The 14,732-nt window shown below is 66.7% G+C and carries 16 protein-coding genes; 8 read left to right on the top strand and 8 right to left on the bottom strand.

Annotated elements, in window-relative coordinates; translation table 11 throughout:
• Positions 1-9: 9 nt before the first annotated feature.
• The 4 genes from A0O31_RS00915 to A0O31_RS00900 are packed head-to-tail and all read left to right on the top strand — an operon-like array spanning position 10 to position 2,078.
• Positions 10-339 carry an Asp23/Gls24 family envelope stress response protein gene (locus A0O31_RS00915; RefSeq protein WP_071676286.1) on the top strand — a complete coding sequence of 110 codons (330 nt, stop codon included), beginning with the start codon at positions 10-12 and terminating at the stop codon, positions 337-339.
• Positions 332-787 carry a transcription antitermination factor NusB gene (gene nusB, locus A0O31_RS00910; RefSeq protein WP_071676285.1) on the top strand — a complete coding sequence of 152 codons (456 nt, stop codon included), beginning with the start codon at positions 332-334 and terminating at the stop codon, positions 785-787. The genes A0O31_RS00915 and nusB overlap by 8 nt, the downstream gene beginning before the upstream one ends.
• Complete coding sequence (locus A0O31_RS00905) at positions 788-1,639, top strand: tetrahydrofolate dehydrogenase/cyclohydrolase catalytic domain-containing protein (RefSeq protein ID WP_071676284.1); 852 nt, start codon at positions 788-790, stop codon at positions 1,637-1,639.
• The gene (locus A0O31_RS00900; RefSeq protein WP_071676283.1) at positions 1,623-2,078 is read left to right on the top strand and encodes a divergent PAP2 family protein; all 456 of its coding nucleotides are present in this window, start codon (positions 1,623-1,625) and stop codon (positions 2,076-2,078) included. Before A0O31_RS00905 ends, A0O31_RS00900 begins: the two co-directional genes overlap by 17 nt.
• Here the strand turns inward: A0O31_RS00900 and A0O31_RS00895 are convergent.
• Positions 2,057-2,257 carry a hypothetical protein gene (locus A0O31_RS00895; protein WP_071676282.1) on the bottom strand — a complete coding sequence of 67 codons (201 nt, stop codon included), beginning with the start codon at positions 2,255-2,257 and terminating at the stop codon, positions 2,057-2,059. The genes A0O31_RS00900 and A0O31_RS00895 overlap by 22 nt on opposite strands.
• A 74-nt stretch (positions 2,258-2,331) precedes the next feature.
• On the opposite strand from A0O31_RS00895, the gene A0O31_RS00890 reads away from it, so the two are divergent.
• Positions 2,332-4,317: a (Fe-S)-binding protein gene (locus A0O31_RS00890; RefSeq protein ID WP_071676281.1), complete on the top strand. Its 1,986-nt coding sequence runs from the start codon at positions 2,332-2,334 to the stop codon at positions 4,315-4,317.
• On the opposite strand, the gene A0O31_RS00885 is transcribed toward A0O31_RS00890, so the two are convergent.
• Genes A0O31_RS00885 through A0O31_RS00870 form a run of 4 tightly spaced genes read right to left on the bottom strand, consistent with a single transcriptional unit; the run spans position 4,307 to position 7,286 of the window.
• Complete coding sequence (locus tag A0O31_RS00885; protein WP_071676280.1) at positions 4,307-4,834, bottom strand: class I SAM-dependent methyltransferase; 528 nt, start codon at positions 4,832-4,834, stop codon at positions 4,307-4,309. The two genes, A0O31_RS00890 and A0O31_RS00885, sit on opposite strands and share 11 nt — an antisense overlap.
• Positions 4,827-5,501 carry a TerC family protein gene (locus A0O31_RS00880; protein ID WP_071676279.1) on the bottom strand — a complete coding sequence of 225 codons (675 nt, stop codon included), beginning with the start codon at positions 5,499-5,501 and terminating at the stop codon, positions 4,827-4,829. The genes A0O31_RS00885 and A0O31_RS00880 overlap by 8 nt, the downstream gene beginning before the upstream one ends.
• Positions 5,498-6,436, bottom strand: a complete 939-nt coding sequence (locus A0O31_RS00875; protein ID WP_071676278.1) for an alpha/beta hydrolase-fold protein — start codon at positions 6,434-6,436, stop codon at positions 5,498-5,500. The genes A0O31_RS00880 and A0O31_RS00875 overlap by 4 nt, the downstream gene beginning before the upstream one ends.
• A gap of 25 nt (positions 6,437-6,461) precedes the next feature.
• Complete coding sequence (locus tag A0O31_RS00870; protein WP_071676277.1) at positions 6,462-7,286, bottom strand: DUF1517 domain-containing protein; 825 nt, start codon at positions 7,284-7,286, stop codon at positions 6,462-6,464.
• Positions 7,287-7,400: 114 nt separating this feature from the next.
• On the opposite strand from A0O31_RS00870, the gene lon reads away from it, so the two are divergent.
• A complete protein-coding gene (gene lon / locus A0O31_RS00865) occupies positions 7,401-9,812 on the top strand; it encodes an endopeptidase La (RefSeq protein WP_071677875.1) in 2,412 nt (803 codons plus the stop codon).
• A gap of 9 nt (positions 9,813-9,821) precedes the next feature.
• On the opposite strand, the gene bshA is transcribed toward lon, so the two are convergent.
• From bshA to A0O31_RS00850, 3 genes are read right to left on the bottom strand one after another with little or no spacing between them, the layout of a single operon-like run.
• Entirely contained in the window at positions 9,822-10,919 is a 1,098-nt protein-coding gene (bshA, locus tag A0O31_RS00860) for an N-acetyl-alpha-D-glucosaminyl L-malate synthase BshA (protein ID WP_071676276.1), read from the bottom strand.
• 56 nt (positions 10,920-10,975) lie between these two features.
• The gene (locus A0O31_RS00855) at positions 10,976-12,082 is read right to left on the bottom strand and encodes an LptF/LptG family permease (protein WP_071676275.1); all 1,107 of its coding nucleotides are present in this window, start codon (positions 12,080-12,082) and stop codon (positions 10,976-10,978) included.
• Positions 12,079-12,699 (bottom strand): hypothetical protein, encoded by a 621-nt coding sequence (locus A0O31_RS00850; protein WP_071677874.1) that lies wholly within the window; start codon positions 12,697-12,699, stop codon positions 12,079-12,081. The genes A0O31_RS00855 and A0O31_RS00850 overlap by 4 nt, the downstream gene beginning before the upstream one ends.
• A gap of 64 nt (positions 12,700-12,763) precedes the next feature.
• Between A0O31_RS00850 and A0O31_RS00845 the strand changes: the two genes are divergently transcribed.
• Together A0O31_RS00845 and A0O31_RS00840 are read left to right on the top strand one after the other, a co-directional pair.
• A complete protein-coding gene (locus tag A0O31_RS00845; RefSeq protein ID WP_071676274.1) occupies positions 12,764-14,197 on the top strand; it encodes an O-antigen ligase family protein in 1,434 nt (477 codons plus the stop codon).
• Positions 14,194-14,604 carry a hypothetical protein gene (locus tag A0O31_RS00840; protein ID WP_071676273.1) on the top strand — a complete coding sequence of 137 codons (411 nt, stop codon included), beginning with the start codon at positions 14,194-14,196 and terminating at the stop codon, positions 14,602-14,604. Before A0O31_RS00845 ends, A0O31_RS00840 begins: the two co-directional genes overlap by 4 nt.
• Positions 14,605-14,732 lie beyond the last annotated feature (128 nt).

The following is a 14,732-nucleotide window of genomic DNA, read 5'->3' as shown; positions in this document are numbered from 1 at the left end:
GGGCATGTGATGGTGGACTACGAGATCAGCGACCACGCCCTCGAGGCCCTGGTCCTCCACGCTTTGGAGGGCCTGGAGGGCGTGCGGCCCCTCGAGGCCGCCCCCCGCTCCCTGGGAGAGGTTTTCCGGCGCGCCAAACCCGTGAAGGTGGAGAGGACGCCGGAGGGCTTGAGCGTGGACCTGGTCCTTTCCGTGGACTATGGCCTGGCCATTCCCGAGCTGGCCCCAAGGGTACAAAAGGCGGTGGCCGAGGCGCTCTTCCTGGCCACCGGGGAGGCGGTGAAGGCGGTAAACCTCACCGTGGCCCAGGTGGAGTACCGCAAGGAGGTCCATGCTTAGGCGGGCGAGGGAATTGGCCATGCGCGCCCTGTTCGCCCACACCCAGGGGGGTGTGGACCTGGAGGAGGCCTTCCGGCACGCCTTGGAGGAGATGGGCGGGGAGGACGACCCTTACGGCGACGCCCTGGACGAGGAGGGGATCGCCTTCGCCAGAAGGCTTCTCCAAGGCTACACGGCCCACCAGGAGGAGGTGGACCGGATTCTTAGGGAAACAGTGGAGGGCTGGGACTTCGCCCAGATGTCCAAGACCGACCTCACCGTCCTCCGCCTCGCCACCTACGAGATGCTTTACGAGCCCACCCCCTTCGCCCCCCTCATTGAGGTGGCGGTGAAGATCGCCAACCGCTACGGCGGGGAGCACTCGGGCGCTTTCGTCAACGGGGTGCTGGGCCGCCTTTACCGGCGGATCCAGGAGGGGGAGCTTAAGACCGTAGCCAAGGAGGCCTAGATGACCCTAGCCCGTACCCTTTCCGGCCACGAGGTGGCGGAGGCGGTGTACGCCGAACTCCGCCAGAGGCTAAAGGCCTTGCCCTTTGTCCCCTCCTTGCGGGTCCTCCGCTTAGGGGAAGACCCGGCCTCCGTGTCCTACGTGCGGCTTAAGGACAAGCGGGCCCGGGAGCTTGGGTTCAGGAGCCAGGTGGAGGTCTACCCGGAGGACTTCCCCGAGGAGGCCCTGCTTTCCCGCATCGCCGAGCTCAACGCCCAAGAGGACGTGGACGGCATCCTGGTCCAGCTTCCCCTTCCCCCCCATATCCGGGCCGACAGGGTCTTGGAGGCCATCCACCCCCTAAAGGACGTGGACGGCTTCCACCCCCTCAACGTGGGCCGGCTTTGGAGCGGGGGAGAGGGGCTTTTCCCCTGCACCCCCTTGGGCATCCTCCGGCTTCTCAAGCACTACGGCGTGGCCCTGAAGGGCAAGGAGGTGGTGGTCCTGGGGCGGTCCAACATCGTGGGGAAGCCCTTGGCGGGCCTCCTCCTGCGGGAAGACGCCACGGTGACCGTGGCCCACTCCAAGACGGAAGCCCTCCCCGAGGTGACGCGCCGGGCAGAGGTCCTGGTGGTGGCTGTGGGGAAGGCCCATCTTGTGCGGAAGGACTGGGTCCGGCCCGGGGCCATCGTGGTGGATGTGGGGGTGAACCGGGTGGAGGGGAAGCTTCTTGGGGACGTCCACCCCGAGGTGGCGGAGGTGGCCTCCGCCCTCACCCCTGTGCCTGGGGGCGTGGGACCCATGACCGTGGCCATGCTCATGGCCAACACCCTGAAAGCGGCCCTCCTGAGGCGGCATGGAGCTTCTCTATAACCAGGTCTTCTGGACCGCCCTCCTGGCCAACCTTCTGGCCCAGACCCTAAAGCTTTTCCTCTATTACCTCCTGGAGGGCCGGTTCCAGTGGGAGCGCTTTTTGGAAACCGGGGGGATGCCGAGTTCCCACTCCGCCACGGTGAGCGCCTTGGCGGTGGCGGTGGGGCTCGAGGAGGGGTTTGGCAGCTCCCTTTTCGCCGTGGCCGCCGTTTTGGCCCTCATCGTCATGTACGATGCCACGGGCATCCGCCGGGCGGCTGGGCTTCACGCCCAGCTCCTGAACCAGCTCGTCCAGGAACTCCAGAGGGTCTTGGAAAAGGGCCCTGCCCCTGAGCCCCTAAAGGAGCTTCTGGGCCACACCTACCTCGAGGTCCTGGTGGGGGCTCTCCTCGGGGCTTTGGTGGCCCTCCTCAGCTATCACTTCTTCCCGGCGGCGTAGAAGGCCAAGGTCTGGCCCAGGAGGAAGACGAGGAGGCCGAGCACGGGGGCCAGGAAGAAGACGAACACGCTCACCAAAAGGACCAGGACCAAGGGCAACAGGGGCTTTTGGAAGCGGTGGAAGACGAAAAGGTTTAGAAGCCCAAAGAGGAGAAGGACGAGGAGGGCTACGGTTTCCACAAGGGGCCATTGTACGCTCTTGCCATGGGCGGGGAATGGGGTAAACTTTTACCGAGTATAAGGAGGGTGCTTCCATGTTGACCCTACCGGAAAAAATCCTCTTCCTCCTTTTAGCGGCGGCAAGCCTTTACTACGCCTACACCGGCTTCCGGCGCGTCTACCTGGCCATTAGGCGGGGGCGGCCCGAGGACCGCTTTGACCGCTTACCCGAGCGGGTGGGCCGGGCCCTCTGGGCCGTCCTCACCCAGGAAACCGTCTTCAAGCGAAGGCCCCTCGTGTCCCTCCTCCACGCCTTCGTCTTCTACGGCTTTGTCTACTATCTCCTGGTGAACCTAGTGGACCTTTTGGAGGGCTACTTCCCCCTTCACGCCCAGGGAGGCCTTTGGAACCCCTATAACCTCCTCGCCGACTTCCTCACCGCCTTGATCCTCGTGGGCATCCTCGGCCTCATGCTGAGGCGCTATTGGGTGGCCCCCAAGGACTTCACCTGGAACCCCAAGGTGCCCCTCCACGAGGGCGTGCGCCAGGGCATCCCCAAGGACTCCGCCATCGTGGGGGCCTTCATCACCTTCCACGTGGGTAGCCGCCTCCTCTCTAAGGCGGCGGGCCTGGCCCAGGAGGGCCCCGACCCCTTCCAGCCCGTGGCCAGCGCCCTGGCCCAGGCCCTGGCCGGGCTTTCCCCTTCCGCCCTGGTTTTTATAGAACACCTCTTCTGGTGGGGCGCCTTGGGCTCCATCCTCCTCTTCCTCCCCTACTTCCCCCGCTCCAAGCACATCCACCTCTTCATGGCTCCCCTTAACCTCACCTTCCGCAAGGAGAAGCCTGGGGCCCTTTTGCCCTTGGACTTGGAGAAGGAGGAGGAGAAGTTTGGGGCAGAGAAGCTGGAAGACCTTTCCTGGAAGCGGCTTCTGGACGCCTACGCCTGCATCATGTGCAACCGGTGCCAGGAGGCCTGCCCCGCCTACACCACGGGCAAGGCCTTGAGCCCCGCCGCCATCCTCATCTCCGAGCGTTACGAGCTCAACGGCATCCTAAAGGACTTCGCCGCCGGCAAGGAAAGCCCAAGGCCCCTTATGGACTTCGCCCTGAACGAGGAGGCCCTTTGGGCCTGCACCACTTGCATGGCCTGCGTGGAGGTCTGCCCCGTGGGGAACGAGCCGATGCTCCACATCCTGGACGTGCGCCGGGCCAAGGTCCTCATGGAAGGGGAATTCCCCCAGGAGCTCAACAACGCCTTCCGCGGCATGGAGCGCTCGGGCAACCCCTGGGGCATCGGCCAGGACAAGCGCCTGGACTGGGCCGAGGGGCTTAGCGTGCCCACGGTGGAGGAGAAGCCCAACCCCGAGGTTCTCTACTGGGTGGGGTGCGCCCCGAGCTACGATCCCAGGGCGCAGAAGATCGCCCGGAGCATGGTGGAGATCCTCAACGCCAGCGGGGTGGACTGGGCGGTCTTGGGGCGGCGGGAGAAGTGCACGGGGGACGCCGCCCGGCGGGCGGGGAACGAGTACCTTTTCTTCCAGCTCGCCACGGAGAACGTGGAAACCCTAAACCAGGTGGCCCCCAAGACCATCGTCACCACCTGCCCCCACTGCTTCCACACCCTGGCGAACGAGTACAAGGACTTTGGCGGCCAGTACCGGGTGGTCCACCACTCGGAGTTCATCGCCGAGCTCCTGCGCTCCGGGCGGATCAAGGTGTCCGAGGAAACCCGCAAGGTGGTCTTCCACGACCCCTGCTACCTGGGCCGCCACAACGGGGTCTACGAGGCCCCCCGGGAGGTGCTCAAGGGGGTGGGCTTGGCCCTTGCCGAGCCCCCAAGGAGCCGGGAGCGGAGCTTCTGTTGCGGGGCGGGCGGGGCCCAGTTCTGGAAGGAGGAGGAGCCTGGGGCCATGCGGGTTTCCCAAAACCGCTACCTGGAGCTCAAGGCCACGGGGGCCGAGGTGATCGCCACGGGCTGCCCCTTCTGCATGGCCATGATGAACGTGGAAACCGCCCAGGACGAAAAGGCCCCGGAGGTCTTGGACCTCGCCGAGCTGGTGGCGAAGGGCCTCAAGGCTTGACGTAGACGGCGAAGGCCCTATGGCCTTCCCGCCACCCCTCCCCGTAGGCCCTTAGGGCGAGGCCGGGGGGAGGGGTTAAAAGCTCGTAGCGTTCCCAGTAGAAGGGGCTACCCTCCCTTCCCCGGCGCCTCGCCTCCTCCCGGGTGAAGCCCTCCACCAGGAGAAGCCCCCCGGGGCGGAGGAGGGGGGCGAGGGAGCGCAGGAGGGGGCGGTGCACGTAGTAAGAGAGGAGGATGCCGGCGAAGGGGCCTGGGGGGAGGGTGGGGTCGGCCTCGAGGTCCCGTTCCACCAGGGTGAGGCCGGGGGTGCCCTCGAGGCGCTCTAGGGCCACCCGGCTCCTTTCCAAGAGGACCACGGGGTGGCCCCGCCCGAGGAAGTAGCGGGCGTTCCGCCCGAGGCCCCCCGCCAGGTCCAGGACGGGGCCCTCCGGCACGAAGGGCCCGTAGGCCCGCACCACGAAGGCGGGAGGGCGGTCCAGGGTTTCCCCTTGGTAGAAGGCGTCCCAGTCCCTAGGCATGGCGGCGGAAGGCGAGGAGGCTTCCCAGGAGGAGGATGAGGAGGGTGCCGGTCCAAAAGAGCGCCTTGGGGAGCACGAGGGCGAGCTCGGGGCGGTGGAGGAGGTGGGCGAGGGTGGCTTCCCCCTCCAGGAAAAGCTTCACCCCCGCCCAGCCCACCAGGGCGTAGGCCACCTTCTCCAGCCCAGGAAAGCGCTCCATAAGGAGCACGACGCTGCTGGCCAAGAGGCGGATGAAGAGGATGCCCAAGGCCACCCCCAGGAAGACCAGAAGGAGGTCCTTGGAGAAGGCCACCACCGCCAGGATGGAGTCCACGGCGAAGGCCAGGTCCACCAGGTTGATGAGGAGGACCACCCGCCAAAACGTCCGGGCCGTGGCCTCCGGGAGGGGCTTGGCCTCCGCGGCGTCCTGGAAGTGCCGAACCATGAGGTAGAGGAGGTAAAGCCCCCCCAGGACCTCCACCCACCAGAGCTGGATGAGGTAGATGGCGAAGAGGAGGGCGAGGCCCCGGAGGAGGTAGGCCCCGAGGATCCCGTAGAAGAGGGCCCGCCGCCTTAGGTGGGGCGGGAGGGGCTTCACCATTACCGCCAGGACCAAGGCGTTGTCCCCGGAGAGGAGGGCCTCCAGGGCGGCCACGGAGAGGAGGACAAGGAAGGCCTCGAGGCTCACCCTTCCCCCAGCAAGTACCGAAGCCCAGGGGCCAAGGCCTGCTTCCAGGTGACCCAGTTGTGCCCCGAGGGGCGCTCCTTGTAGGCGTGGGGGGCCTTCCTGTCGGCGAGGAGGGCGGCGAAGCGGCGGTTAGGCCCCAGGAGCCACTCCAGAAGCCCCACCTCCAGGTAGATGCGGGGCAAGGCCTCCGCTTCCCGGTAGCGTTCAAGAAGCCACTCCTCGTCCCGGTAGGCGTCCATCCCCCCGGGGTGGGCCTTGAGGGCGGGGGAGAGGGCGAGGACCTTGGGGAAGCGCCCGGGGTGGCGCCAGGCCTGCCACAAGGAGAAAAGCCCTCCCAGGGAGGCCCCCACCAGGACCACCTCCCCCAGGGGGCCGTAGGCCCTTTCCACCTCGGCCAGTATCCCGTGGAACTCCCCCTCGTACGCCTCGGAGAAGCGGTATTCCCGGTTCCGGTCTATGGGCTCCACGAAGACGAGGCGCACAGGGGGGATCTCCCCTCGCTCCAGGAGGGCTTTGGCCACCTTGTGGAGCCCGGCGGTGCGGTAAAAGGCCACCCCGTCCTGGGCCACCACCGTGGCCTTGGGGGCTTCCCCTGTCTCCGCCACGTAGTAGCGCCTTTCCCCTAGGCGGTGCCGCGCCACCTTGGGCTCCTCTTGGGGCTCGGGAGGGGCCTCGTAGCGGAACCCCGGAAGCCGGATGGCCCGGGGGTAGCTCCACCAGGGGTTATCCGCCCGTTCGGGGTTGTCCGGGTCAGGAAAGGGTTGGCCTTCCCGGTCTAGGAAGGCGTACTCCACGTAGGCCCCTTCCGGGAACTCCAAGGTGAGGGGGCCATCCAAGGGGATGGGGTTCCGCTCCCAGTCGGTGAAGTCCCCGATGAGGGCCCAAGCCCCGCTAGGGGGAAAAAAGGTTGCGGTGCGCCTGCCGATCCGGACCACGCCCTCTACTCTATCCCAGGCGGGATTAGAGCTTTTCCAGGTTGGGGTAGAGGAGGAGGAGTTCCTCCTCCGTAAGCGCCTCCTCTTCCTTTTCGGGCGTCCAGGAGAGGTAAAAGGCGAGGAGGGTGAAGGGGCTTGACCCCGCCAGGTCCAGAAGGGCTTCCTTGGCCGCCTCGAGGGTGAGGGGGCGCCTGGGGGGGAGGGGCCTCCGGTCCGCTAGGATGAGGCTCACCAAGAGGTAGCGCCCCCCGGGCTCGGGCCTGGCCCCATAGCTTGGGTCCACTTGCCTTTTCCCCTCAAAGTGGCGGAAGGTTTCCCGGTACTTGCTCCTTTCCTCCAGCATCCAGGCGTCAAACCGGGCCAAGGCCTCGGCCTCGGAGCCGTGTTCCACCTCGTAGCTGGCGAAGCGCCAGCCGGGTTCTTCCCTTAGGAGGAGCAGGGCGGCCTCGTCCAGAAGGTCCGCAAGCCCTTTGGCCGTGGTGGTGTCGGCTCCCTCGGCGAGGCGCCTCAGGGCCCCTTGCACCCCAGGGCCCTTTAGGAGGGCGAGGCGCAAGCGGGCGGCGCTCGCCCCTGGGCCTTCCCCCGCCCCCTTTAGGCCCCGCACCATGAGGAAGGCCACCAGGGCGAGGCCCAGGAAGACCACCACCGGCACCAGGCCGAAGCCTCCCCCGCCCCCGGGGTAGACCACCACGGGGCCCGGGTAGGTGGGCACGGGCATGGGGTAGGTGGGGACGGGCCCGGGGGCCATGGGTGGGGGACTGGGGCTATAGGGGCGCCCTCCTACCCCGCCCCCGCTTTTCTGGCCCAAGGCCAGACCCAGGAGGAGGACCAGCACCCAAAGCCGCGCCACCGCTATAGCATAAGCCTTTGTGCCCGGGGCCCCTTTGCGCTAAACAAAGGTTCGCAGTAAACTTGATATAGGTAGGCTTAGACTATGGACGAGAAAAGCCAAAGGAGGGAAACCATGCTGCCAGAAACCTTGCCCGTCTGCCCCGTGCGGGGGTCGGTCATCTACCCCACCATGGTCATGCCCATAGATGCCGGCCGCCCCATCTCCATCCGGGCCATTGACGAGGCCCTCACCCGGGAGCGGGTGCTCCTCATCGTGAGCCAGAAGGACAAGGAGGTGGAGGTCCCCAAGCCCTCCGACCTCTACGAGGTGGGCACCGCCTGCAATATCCTCAAGATGCGCAAGAACCCGGACGGCTCCGTGCAGGTCTTGGTGCAGGCCTTCGCCCGGGTCCGGGTGGTGGAATGGCTGGACCTGGGGGACCACCTCGAGGCCAAGGGGGAGGTCCTGGCGGACGAGCCCGGCGACCCCACCTTGGTCAAGGCCCTGGTGCGGGAGGTGAAGGACAAGTTCCAGGCTCTCCTTAAGGAGGGCAAGTACCTGCCGCCGGAGGTGGTCCAGTTCGTCCTGAACCTGGAGGACCCCTCCCAGCTCGCCGACTACATCGCCTTCCACATGGACTTCCGCCTGGAGGACAAGCAAAAGGTCCTGGAAACGGCGGAGGTGGCGGAAAGGCTCAAGCGGGTTCTCGTCCTTTTGCAGGCGGAGCTGGACCTCATTGAAACGCAAAAGCGCATCCAGCAACAGGTCAAGGAGGAGATTGACCGCAACCAGCGGGAGTACTTCCTAAGGGAGCAGATGAAGGCCATCCAGCGGGAGCTCCACGGGGAAGAGGGCGAGCAGGAGGTGGAGGAGTTCCGCAGGAAGGTGGAGGAGCTCAACCTGCCCCCCGTGGTGCGCCAGGAGGTGGAGCGGGAGCTCAACCGCTTTGCCCGCATGCACCCCGACTCCGCCGAGGCCAGCGTCATCCGCACCTACCTGGACTGGATCGTCAACCTCCCCTGGAACAAGCGCACGGAGGACAACCTGGACCTCAAGCGGGCCAAGGAGATCCTGGAAAGGGACCACTACGGCCTGGAGAAGGTGAAGGACCGGGTCCTGGAGTTCTTGGCGGTGCGCAAGCTCAAGGCCGAGCGGGCCAAGCGGGGCGAGATTCCCGAGGAGGAGGTCAACAAGGGGCCCATCCTCCTCTTCGTGGGGCCGCCCGGGGTGGGGAAGACCTCCATCGCCAAGAGCATCGCCGAGGCCTTAGGCCGCAAGTACGTGCGTATCTCCTTGGGCGGGGTGCGGGACGAGTCGGACATAAGGGGCCACCGCCGCACCTACATCGGGGCCATGCCCGGCAGGATCATCCAAGGCCTCCGGCAGGCGGGCACCAAGAACCCCGTCTTCCTCCTGGACGAGGTGGATAAGCTCGGCATCTCCTACCAAGGGGACCCGGCGGCGGCCCTGCTGGAGGTCTTGGACCCCGCCCAGAACAAGGAGTTCGTGGACCACTACCTGGGCGTGCCCTTTGACCTGAGCGAGGTGATGTTCATCTGCACCGCCAACTTCCCCCAGAACATCCCCGCCCCCCTCTGGGACCGCATGGAGGCCATTGAGTTCACCAGCTACATTGAGCAGGAGAAGCTGGAGATCGCCAAGCGCTACCTCCTGCCCCGGCAACTCAAGGAGACGGGCCTCGCGGAGGGACAGGTGGTGGTGACGGAAGCGGCCCTCATGCGCCTCATCACCCACTACACCCGGGAGGCGGGGGTCCGGCAGCTGGAGAGGGAGATCGGGGCCCTTTTGCGCAAGGCGGCCCGGCAGATCCTGGAGGAGGGCAAGAAGCGGGTGCGCATCACGGAAAAGGACCTGGAGAAGTACCTGGGCCCGCCCCGCTTCCTCCCCGAAACCGAGGCCCGGGAGCCCCAGGTGGGCGTGGCCACGGGCATGTACTACACCCCCGTGGGCGGGGACATCATGTTCGTGGAGGTTTCCGTCATGCCCGGCAAGGGGAACCTGATCCTTACCGGGCAACTGGGGGATGTGATGAAGGAGTCGGCGCGGGCGGCCCTTTCCTACGCCAAGAAGAACGCCGTGCGCTTCGGCATCCCCTTGGAGCGCTTTGAGAAGTCGGACATCCACATCCACGTGCCCGCCGGGGCCATCCCCAAGGAGGGGCCCTCCGCTGGGGTGGCCATCGTGAGCGCCTTGGTTTCCGCCCTCACGGAGGTGCCCGTGCGGCACGACATCGCCATGACCGGGGAGATCACCCTCACGGGGCGGGTCCTGCCCATCGGGGGCGTGAAGGAGAAGGTGCTGGGGGCGAGGCGGGCGGGGATCCGCGAGGTGATCCTGCCCAAGCCCAACCAGGCGGACCTCGCGGACATCCCCGCTCCCTTGCGCCAGAACATGACCTTCCACTTCGTGGAGCACCTGGACGAGGTCCTGGACCTGGCCCTGGTGGGGGGGTTGAAGGCCCTCGAGGCCCGGGGGAAGGCCAAGCCCAAGCGGGCCAAGAAGGAGCTCGTGGCCCACGCCTAAGGGGCCCCTCTAGCCCCCCAGGGCCTTCGCGTACACCTCCAGGTACTGCCGGGTGATGCGCTCCGGGTGGAAGTGCTCTTGGGCGTAGGCCCGGGCCCGCTGCCGCATCTTGGGGAGCTCGGGGTGGGCGAGGAGTTCCAAGACCGCCTCGGCGAAGCCCTCCAGGTCCCCGAGCTCCACGAGCCGCCCCACCTCCGGGCGGACCAGCTCCGGCACCCCCCCCACCGCCGTGGCCACCACGGGCACGCCACAGGCCAGGGCCTCGAGGGCCGCCTGGCCGAAGGACTCCTCCTCCGAGGCCAGGAGGAAGAGGTCCGCCGCCCCCAGAACCTCCTCCGGGTGGGGCGTGGGGGGGTGGAAGGTGACCCAGGCCTCCACCCCAAGCTCCCGCGCCACCCGCCGGGCCTCCGCTTCCTCGGGGCCTTTTCCCAGGAGGAGGAGGCGGGCCCGCACCTTTTGGCGCACCTTGGCAAAGGCCCGCACGATATCCGGCACCCGCTTGATGGGCCGGAAGTTGGAGGCGTGCACCAAAAGCCACTCCCCTTCCTCGGCGTAAAGGCTTTTCCGCTCCGGCCTTGGGTGGAAGCGCTCCGGGTCCACGGCGTTGGGGATCACCGTGGGCCTAACCCCAAAAGCCCTCTCCGCCTCCAGCGCCAAAGCCTGGCTCACCGCCGTGGTGGCCCGGGCATTCTTCAGGGCCCTTCGGGTGGGCCCGTGGAAGGCGGGGTCCATGCCCAGGACGGAAACGTCCGTGCCGTGGAGGGTGTGGACCAGGGGGAAGCCCTCGCCGAAGGCCAGGTAGCTGGCGGCGGCGTGGGGGATGGCGTAGTGGGTGTGGATGAGTTCTAGGCCCAGGCGCCCCGCTTCCCGCTCCAGGGTCCCGGCCAGGGACAGGGTGTACAGGGGCCCAGGGAAGACGGGGTAGAAGGGGAGGTCCACGGGGACGAAGCGGACGGGGCTTTCCTTGGGCAGGCGGAAAGGGCGTTCCGTGGCGAAGAGGAAGACCTCGTGTCCCATCTGGGCCAGGCGGTGGGCGAGCTCCGTGGCCACGATGCCGCTTCCCCCTAGGCCCGGGTAGGCCACGAGGCCAAGCCTTAGGGGCCTCACCCCTGGCGCCCTCCTCCTTTTTCCCCTACGGGTCTAGCGAAGGCCATGCCCCCAGTCTAGCGCAGGGCCCTGGCTCCCAGGCCGAGGAAGAGGAGGTTGGCCCCCCAGGCCCCAAGCTCCGGGGGCAAGGCCCCGATGCCGGCCAGGGAGCGCCCCAGGAAGAAGGCCCCGTAGTAGGCCAGGGCCAGGACCACGCTCATCCCCAAGGCGAGCCCCGTGCTCCGGCCATAGCGGAGGGCCATGGCCGCCGCCAGGAGGACCAGGACCAGGTTGGCGAGGGGCAGGGCCAACTTGGAGTGGAACTCCAGCCGGGCCCGGAAGCGTTCCAGGGGGGCCAGGAAGGGGTCTTTGGCCTTCCGCCAGGCCTCGGAGAGGCTATCCTGGCCGAAGCTAAAGGTGTCGGCGTAGTCGGCGATGGCCCGGGCGCGGGACAGGTCCGACTCCACCTCCACGAGGGGGCCTTGGCTCACCACCTTGAAGACCCGGCGCACCTGGCCGAGGAGGTCCTTCGCCCCCTCGAGGCCCGGCACCTCCTTGAAGTCCACCCGGTAGTAGCGGTAGTTCTCCAGGGTGATGACCTTATCCTCCCACCGGCCCCGCTCGGCAAAGAGGAAGGTACCCTCATCCCCCTGGAAGGCGGAGATCCTTACCCCCAGCATCTCCTTCCTCTCCCAGTCAAATCCGGAAAAATAGAGGCTTTTCCCTTGGCCGATGGGGATTTGGAGCCCCACGAGCCGGTGAAGACCAGCCCCTTGGGTATGGATCTCGTCCCACCAGGCCACCCGCACCCGTTCGTTGTAGTGGGGTACCACGTACTCCTGGAGGTACAGGGCCACCCCCGAGAGCACCCCGCCCACGGCGAGAAGGGGTAAGGCGGCCCGGTAAAGGGGTATCCCCCCGGAAAGGAGGGCAAACTGGGCCCCTTCCGCCGAAAGCCGCCCGAAGACGAGCACCGTGGTCACCACCGTGGCGATGGGGAAGACCTGTACCAAGACCCCGGGCACGTGGTAGGAAAGCCAGCGGAGCACCTTAACAAGGGGTACCCCCTCCAACCACCGGGCCCCGGCGTAGAAGAACCCAAAAAGGTAGACGGTGGTGAGGAAGGCCAGGGCCAGGAGGAGGACGGGGAGGCTTTCCCGAAGGACGTAGCGGTAGAGGGTCATGGGAGGCGGCTAGCGTAGGCGGCGAGGGGCAAGGCCCCCTGGGGCACCTTGGTGGAAGCCACGACCTTCCCGCCCTGGAAGCGAAGGTGGAGCCGGGCGGAAGCCCCTTGCCCTTTCAGGGTGGCTTTGCCCTCTTGGTAGGTGAAGCTTCCCAGGGCCAAGGCCTCCCTTCCCTGAAGGTCTACCACCAGGGTCTCCGCCTGAAGCCTGGGGCTTTCCGCCTGCACCTTGCCCTTGAGCACCACCACGTCCTCGCCGAAAAGGGCCAAAGCCCTTTCCGCCTTTAGCCCCTTGAAATCGGCGTTGCTGAAGGTAAGCCCTTGGAAGCGGGCTTCCTGTTTGGGAATATCGTGCTCCAGGCTCTGGGCGACGAAGGTTTCCTTTCCGGAGAGGAGCTCTACCCCTTTCGCCCGCACGAAGCTTCCCTCCTTGTACTCAATGTAGCTCCCCTTCAAGCGGAGCCCGTTTTCGTTGTCCACCAGGACGCCCCCTTGGGGAAGGGTGGTGACCCCCGTGTCCAGGTTCACCCGTTGGGGGCCAAAGGGTTCCACGCTGAAGGTGGCGAAGCGGGCAGCCAGGGCTACCCCTAGGAAGAGAAGGGGCAATAGCCTCTTCATGGAAGGCACTTTACCCCATTTCCCTTAGCCCCGCGTTAACGCGCCTTTTGGTAAAGTTTAGCCCGTGCGCCTTCTCGCCTTGGGCCTGGCTCTTGCGCCCCTTTTCCCCTTCCTGGGGTGGCTTGCCCCCCTCTTCCTGCCCGGGCTTCGGGGGCTTCCCCGCCCGGTTCTGGGCCTCTTGGGGTTCTACGCCTTCTCCCTCCTCGTGCCTGCCCTGTTCGCCCCCGAGTCCCTGGCCTTGCCCTTGGCCCTCTTCCGGGTGCTTTACGTCCTCGGCCTCGTGGGGGCGGGGGTGGTCTTGGCTAGGCGCCTTTCCCCGGAGGCGTTAGCGCCCCTGGGGTATGGCCTAGCCTTCCTTTACCTGTCCGCCTTTTTCGCCACCTACCTGGTCTATGGGGACAGGGCGGTGGGGGAGCGCCTGGCCCACCCCTTTCACAACCCCGTGGGGCTTGGCCTCATGGGGGCGGTGGGCGTCTTCCTGGCCCTTTACCTCCGCTACCCATGGCCCTTTCGCCTTCTCCTTGGGCTCCTTGGGGGAGCGGTCCTCCTCCTTTCCGGGAGCCGGGGGGGGATGCTAGGGTTTCTCCTGGGCGGGGCGGGGGGGCTTCTCTTCCGCCGGCGGGGGTTTTGGGCCCTAGGGCTTTCGGGGCTTCTCCTGGGGGTTGCGGGCTTCCTGGACACCCCGGTTACCGAACGCTTTTTCCAGACCCAGCTTTCCGGGCGGGAAGGGCTTTGGCTTAGGGCGTACGAGGTCTACGCTGCCCACCCCTGGACCGGGGTGGGGCCCTACCTTCTTGGGGACCACCTGAAGGGAACGCTCTTTGGGGACTGCTTTCTCTTTTCCCTTGTGGAAGCGCGCGGCCTGACCTGCCCCGCTTGGCTTGGGCCTCTTGGGGGATTTTGGCAGTTCGCCCACAACCATCTTCTCCAAGCCCTAGGGGAAAGCGGGCTTTGGGGCGCTTTGGGACTTGCCTTGTTGGTAGGTGGTTTTTTGGCGGCGGCCTGGGGGGATGGGCTTCTCTTTTCCCTCCTCCTGGCCTACGCCGCCATGGGCATGGTGGACAACCCCTTCAGCGTCCCGAGCCCCTTCCGCGGGGAGATTTTCTTTTTGGCTGGGGGGATGGCCCTGGCCCGGGGTTGGATTCCGTTAAACCGCCTCATGGCCTTGGCCACGGGGGTCATTCTCCTTTGGGCCCTTCCCTTTTGGCAGCTTGCCCTAAGCCCTGCCCCTCCACCCCCCGGATTGGCCTACGCCGCCTTGGGGCAAGAGGGCGGGGTGGTGCGCCTTCAGGGGGGCGAGGGGTACCGGGTCCAGGTGTGGCTCTGCGCCAAGGCCTGCCGCCGTGTGGGTTGGGAGTGGGATGGGTCTAAACCCATCGCCTTTAGCCTTCCTGGGGATCTTCCTCCCGGGCGCTACCGCCTACGGGTCTTGCTCTTTGCCCCTTCGCGTTCCGTGCAGAAGCCCCTTTATGTCCTGGAAAGGGAGGTGGAGCGGTGAGGGGGGCTTGGTTTCTTGGCCTCCTCTTGGGTGCCCTGGGGCTAGGGGTGGCGGGCCTAAAGGAAGCTTTTACCTTACGGCCGCTAGGGGGTAAGGCTGTTTCTTGCCAGCCGGGCTCCGTGCCCGAGCGGGCGGAGCTTTGGACGAACGGGGTGGTGGAGATCCCCCTTTGCCGCAGGGCCACCTTGGTCCTCCTCCTGGAGGGTACCCCCGCCCGGGGCAAGGGCCCGCACGTTTTGGTGGCGGAGGGAAGCCGCCTCCTCTTTGAGGGGGAGGTGCTGGGCCTTCGGGAGCTCAGGTTCCGCACCTCGGGCGAGGGGATGGTGGTTGTGGCCTTCACCGACGACCTGTACCTCCCCCCTGAGGACCGGAACCTTTTCTTGCGGAGGCTACGGGTAGAGCCCTAGGGCCTAGCGCAGGAGGCTAATAAGGGCCAAGACCACCCCTATGGCGGGAAAGACCAGCATGGCCTTGTGGAAGGCCCCTTCCTGCCCTGGAATGCGCCCCTCCAGCTTCTTTGGGCGCCCGGCCAGGT

Source organism: Thermus brockianus, assembly GCF_001880325.1.
Lineage (GTDB): Bacteria > Deinococcota > Deinococci > Deinococcales > Thermaceae > Thermus > Thermus brockianus.
The sequence above is the reverse complement of the archived record's forward strand: the minus strand, read 5'-3'. Positions and strand labels throughout refer to the sequence as shown.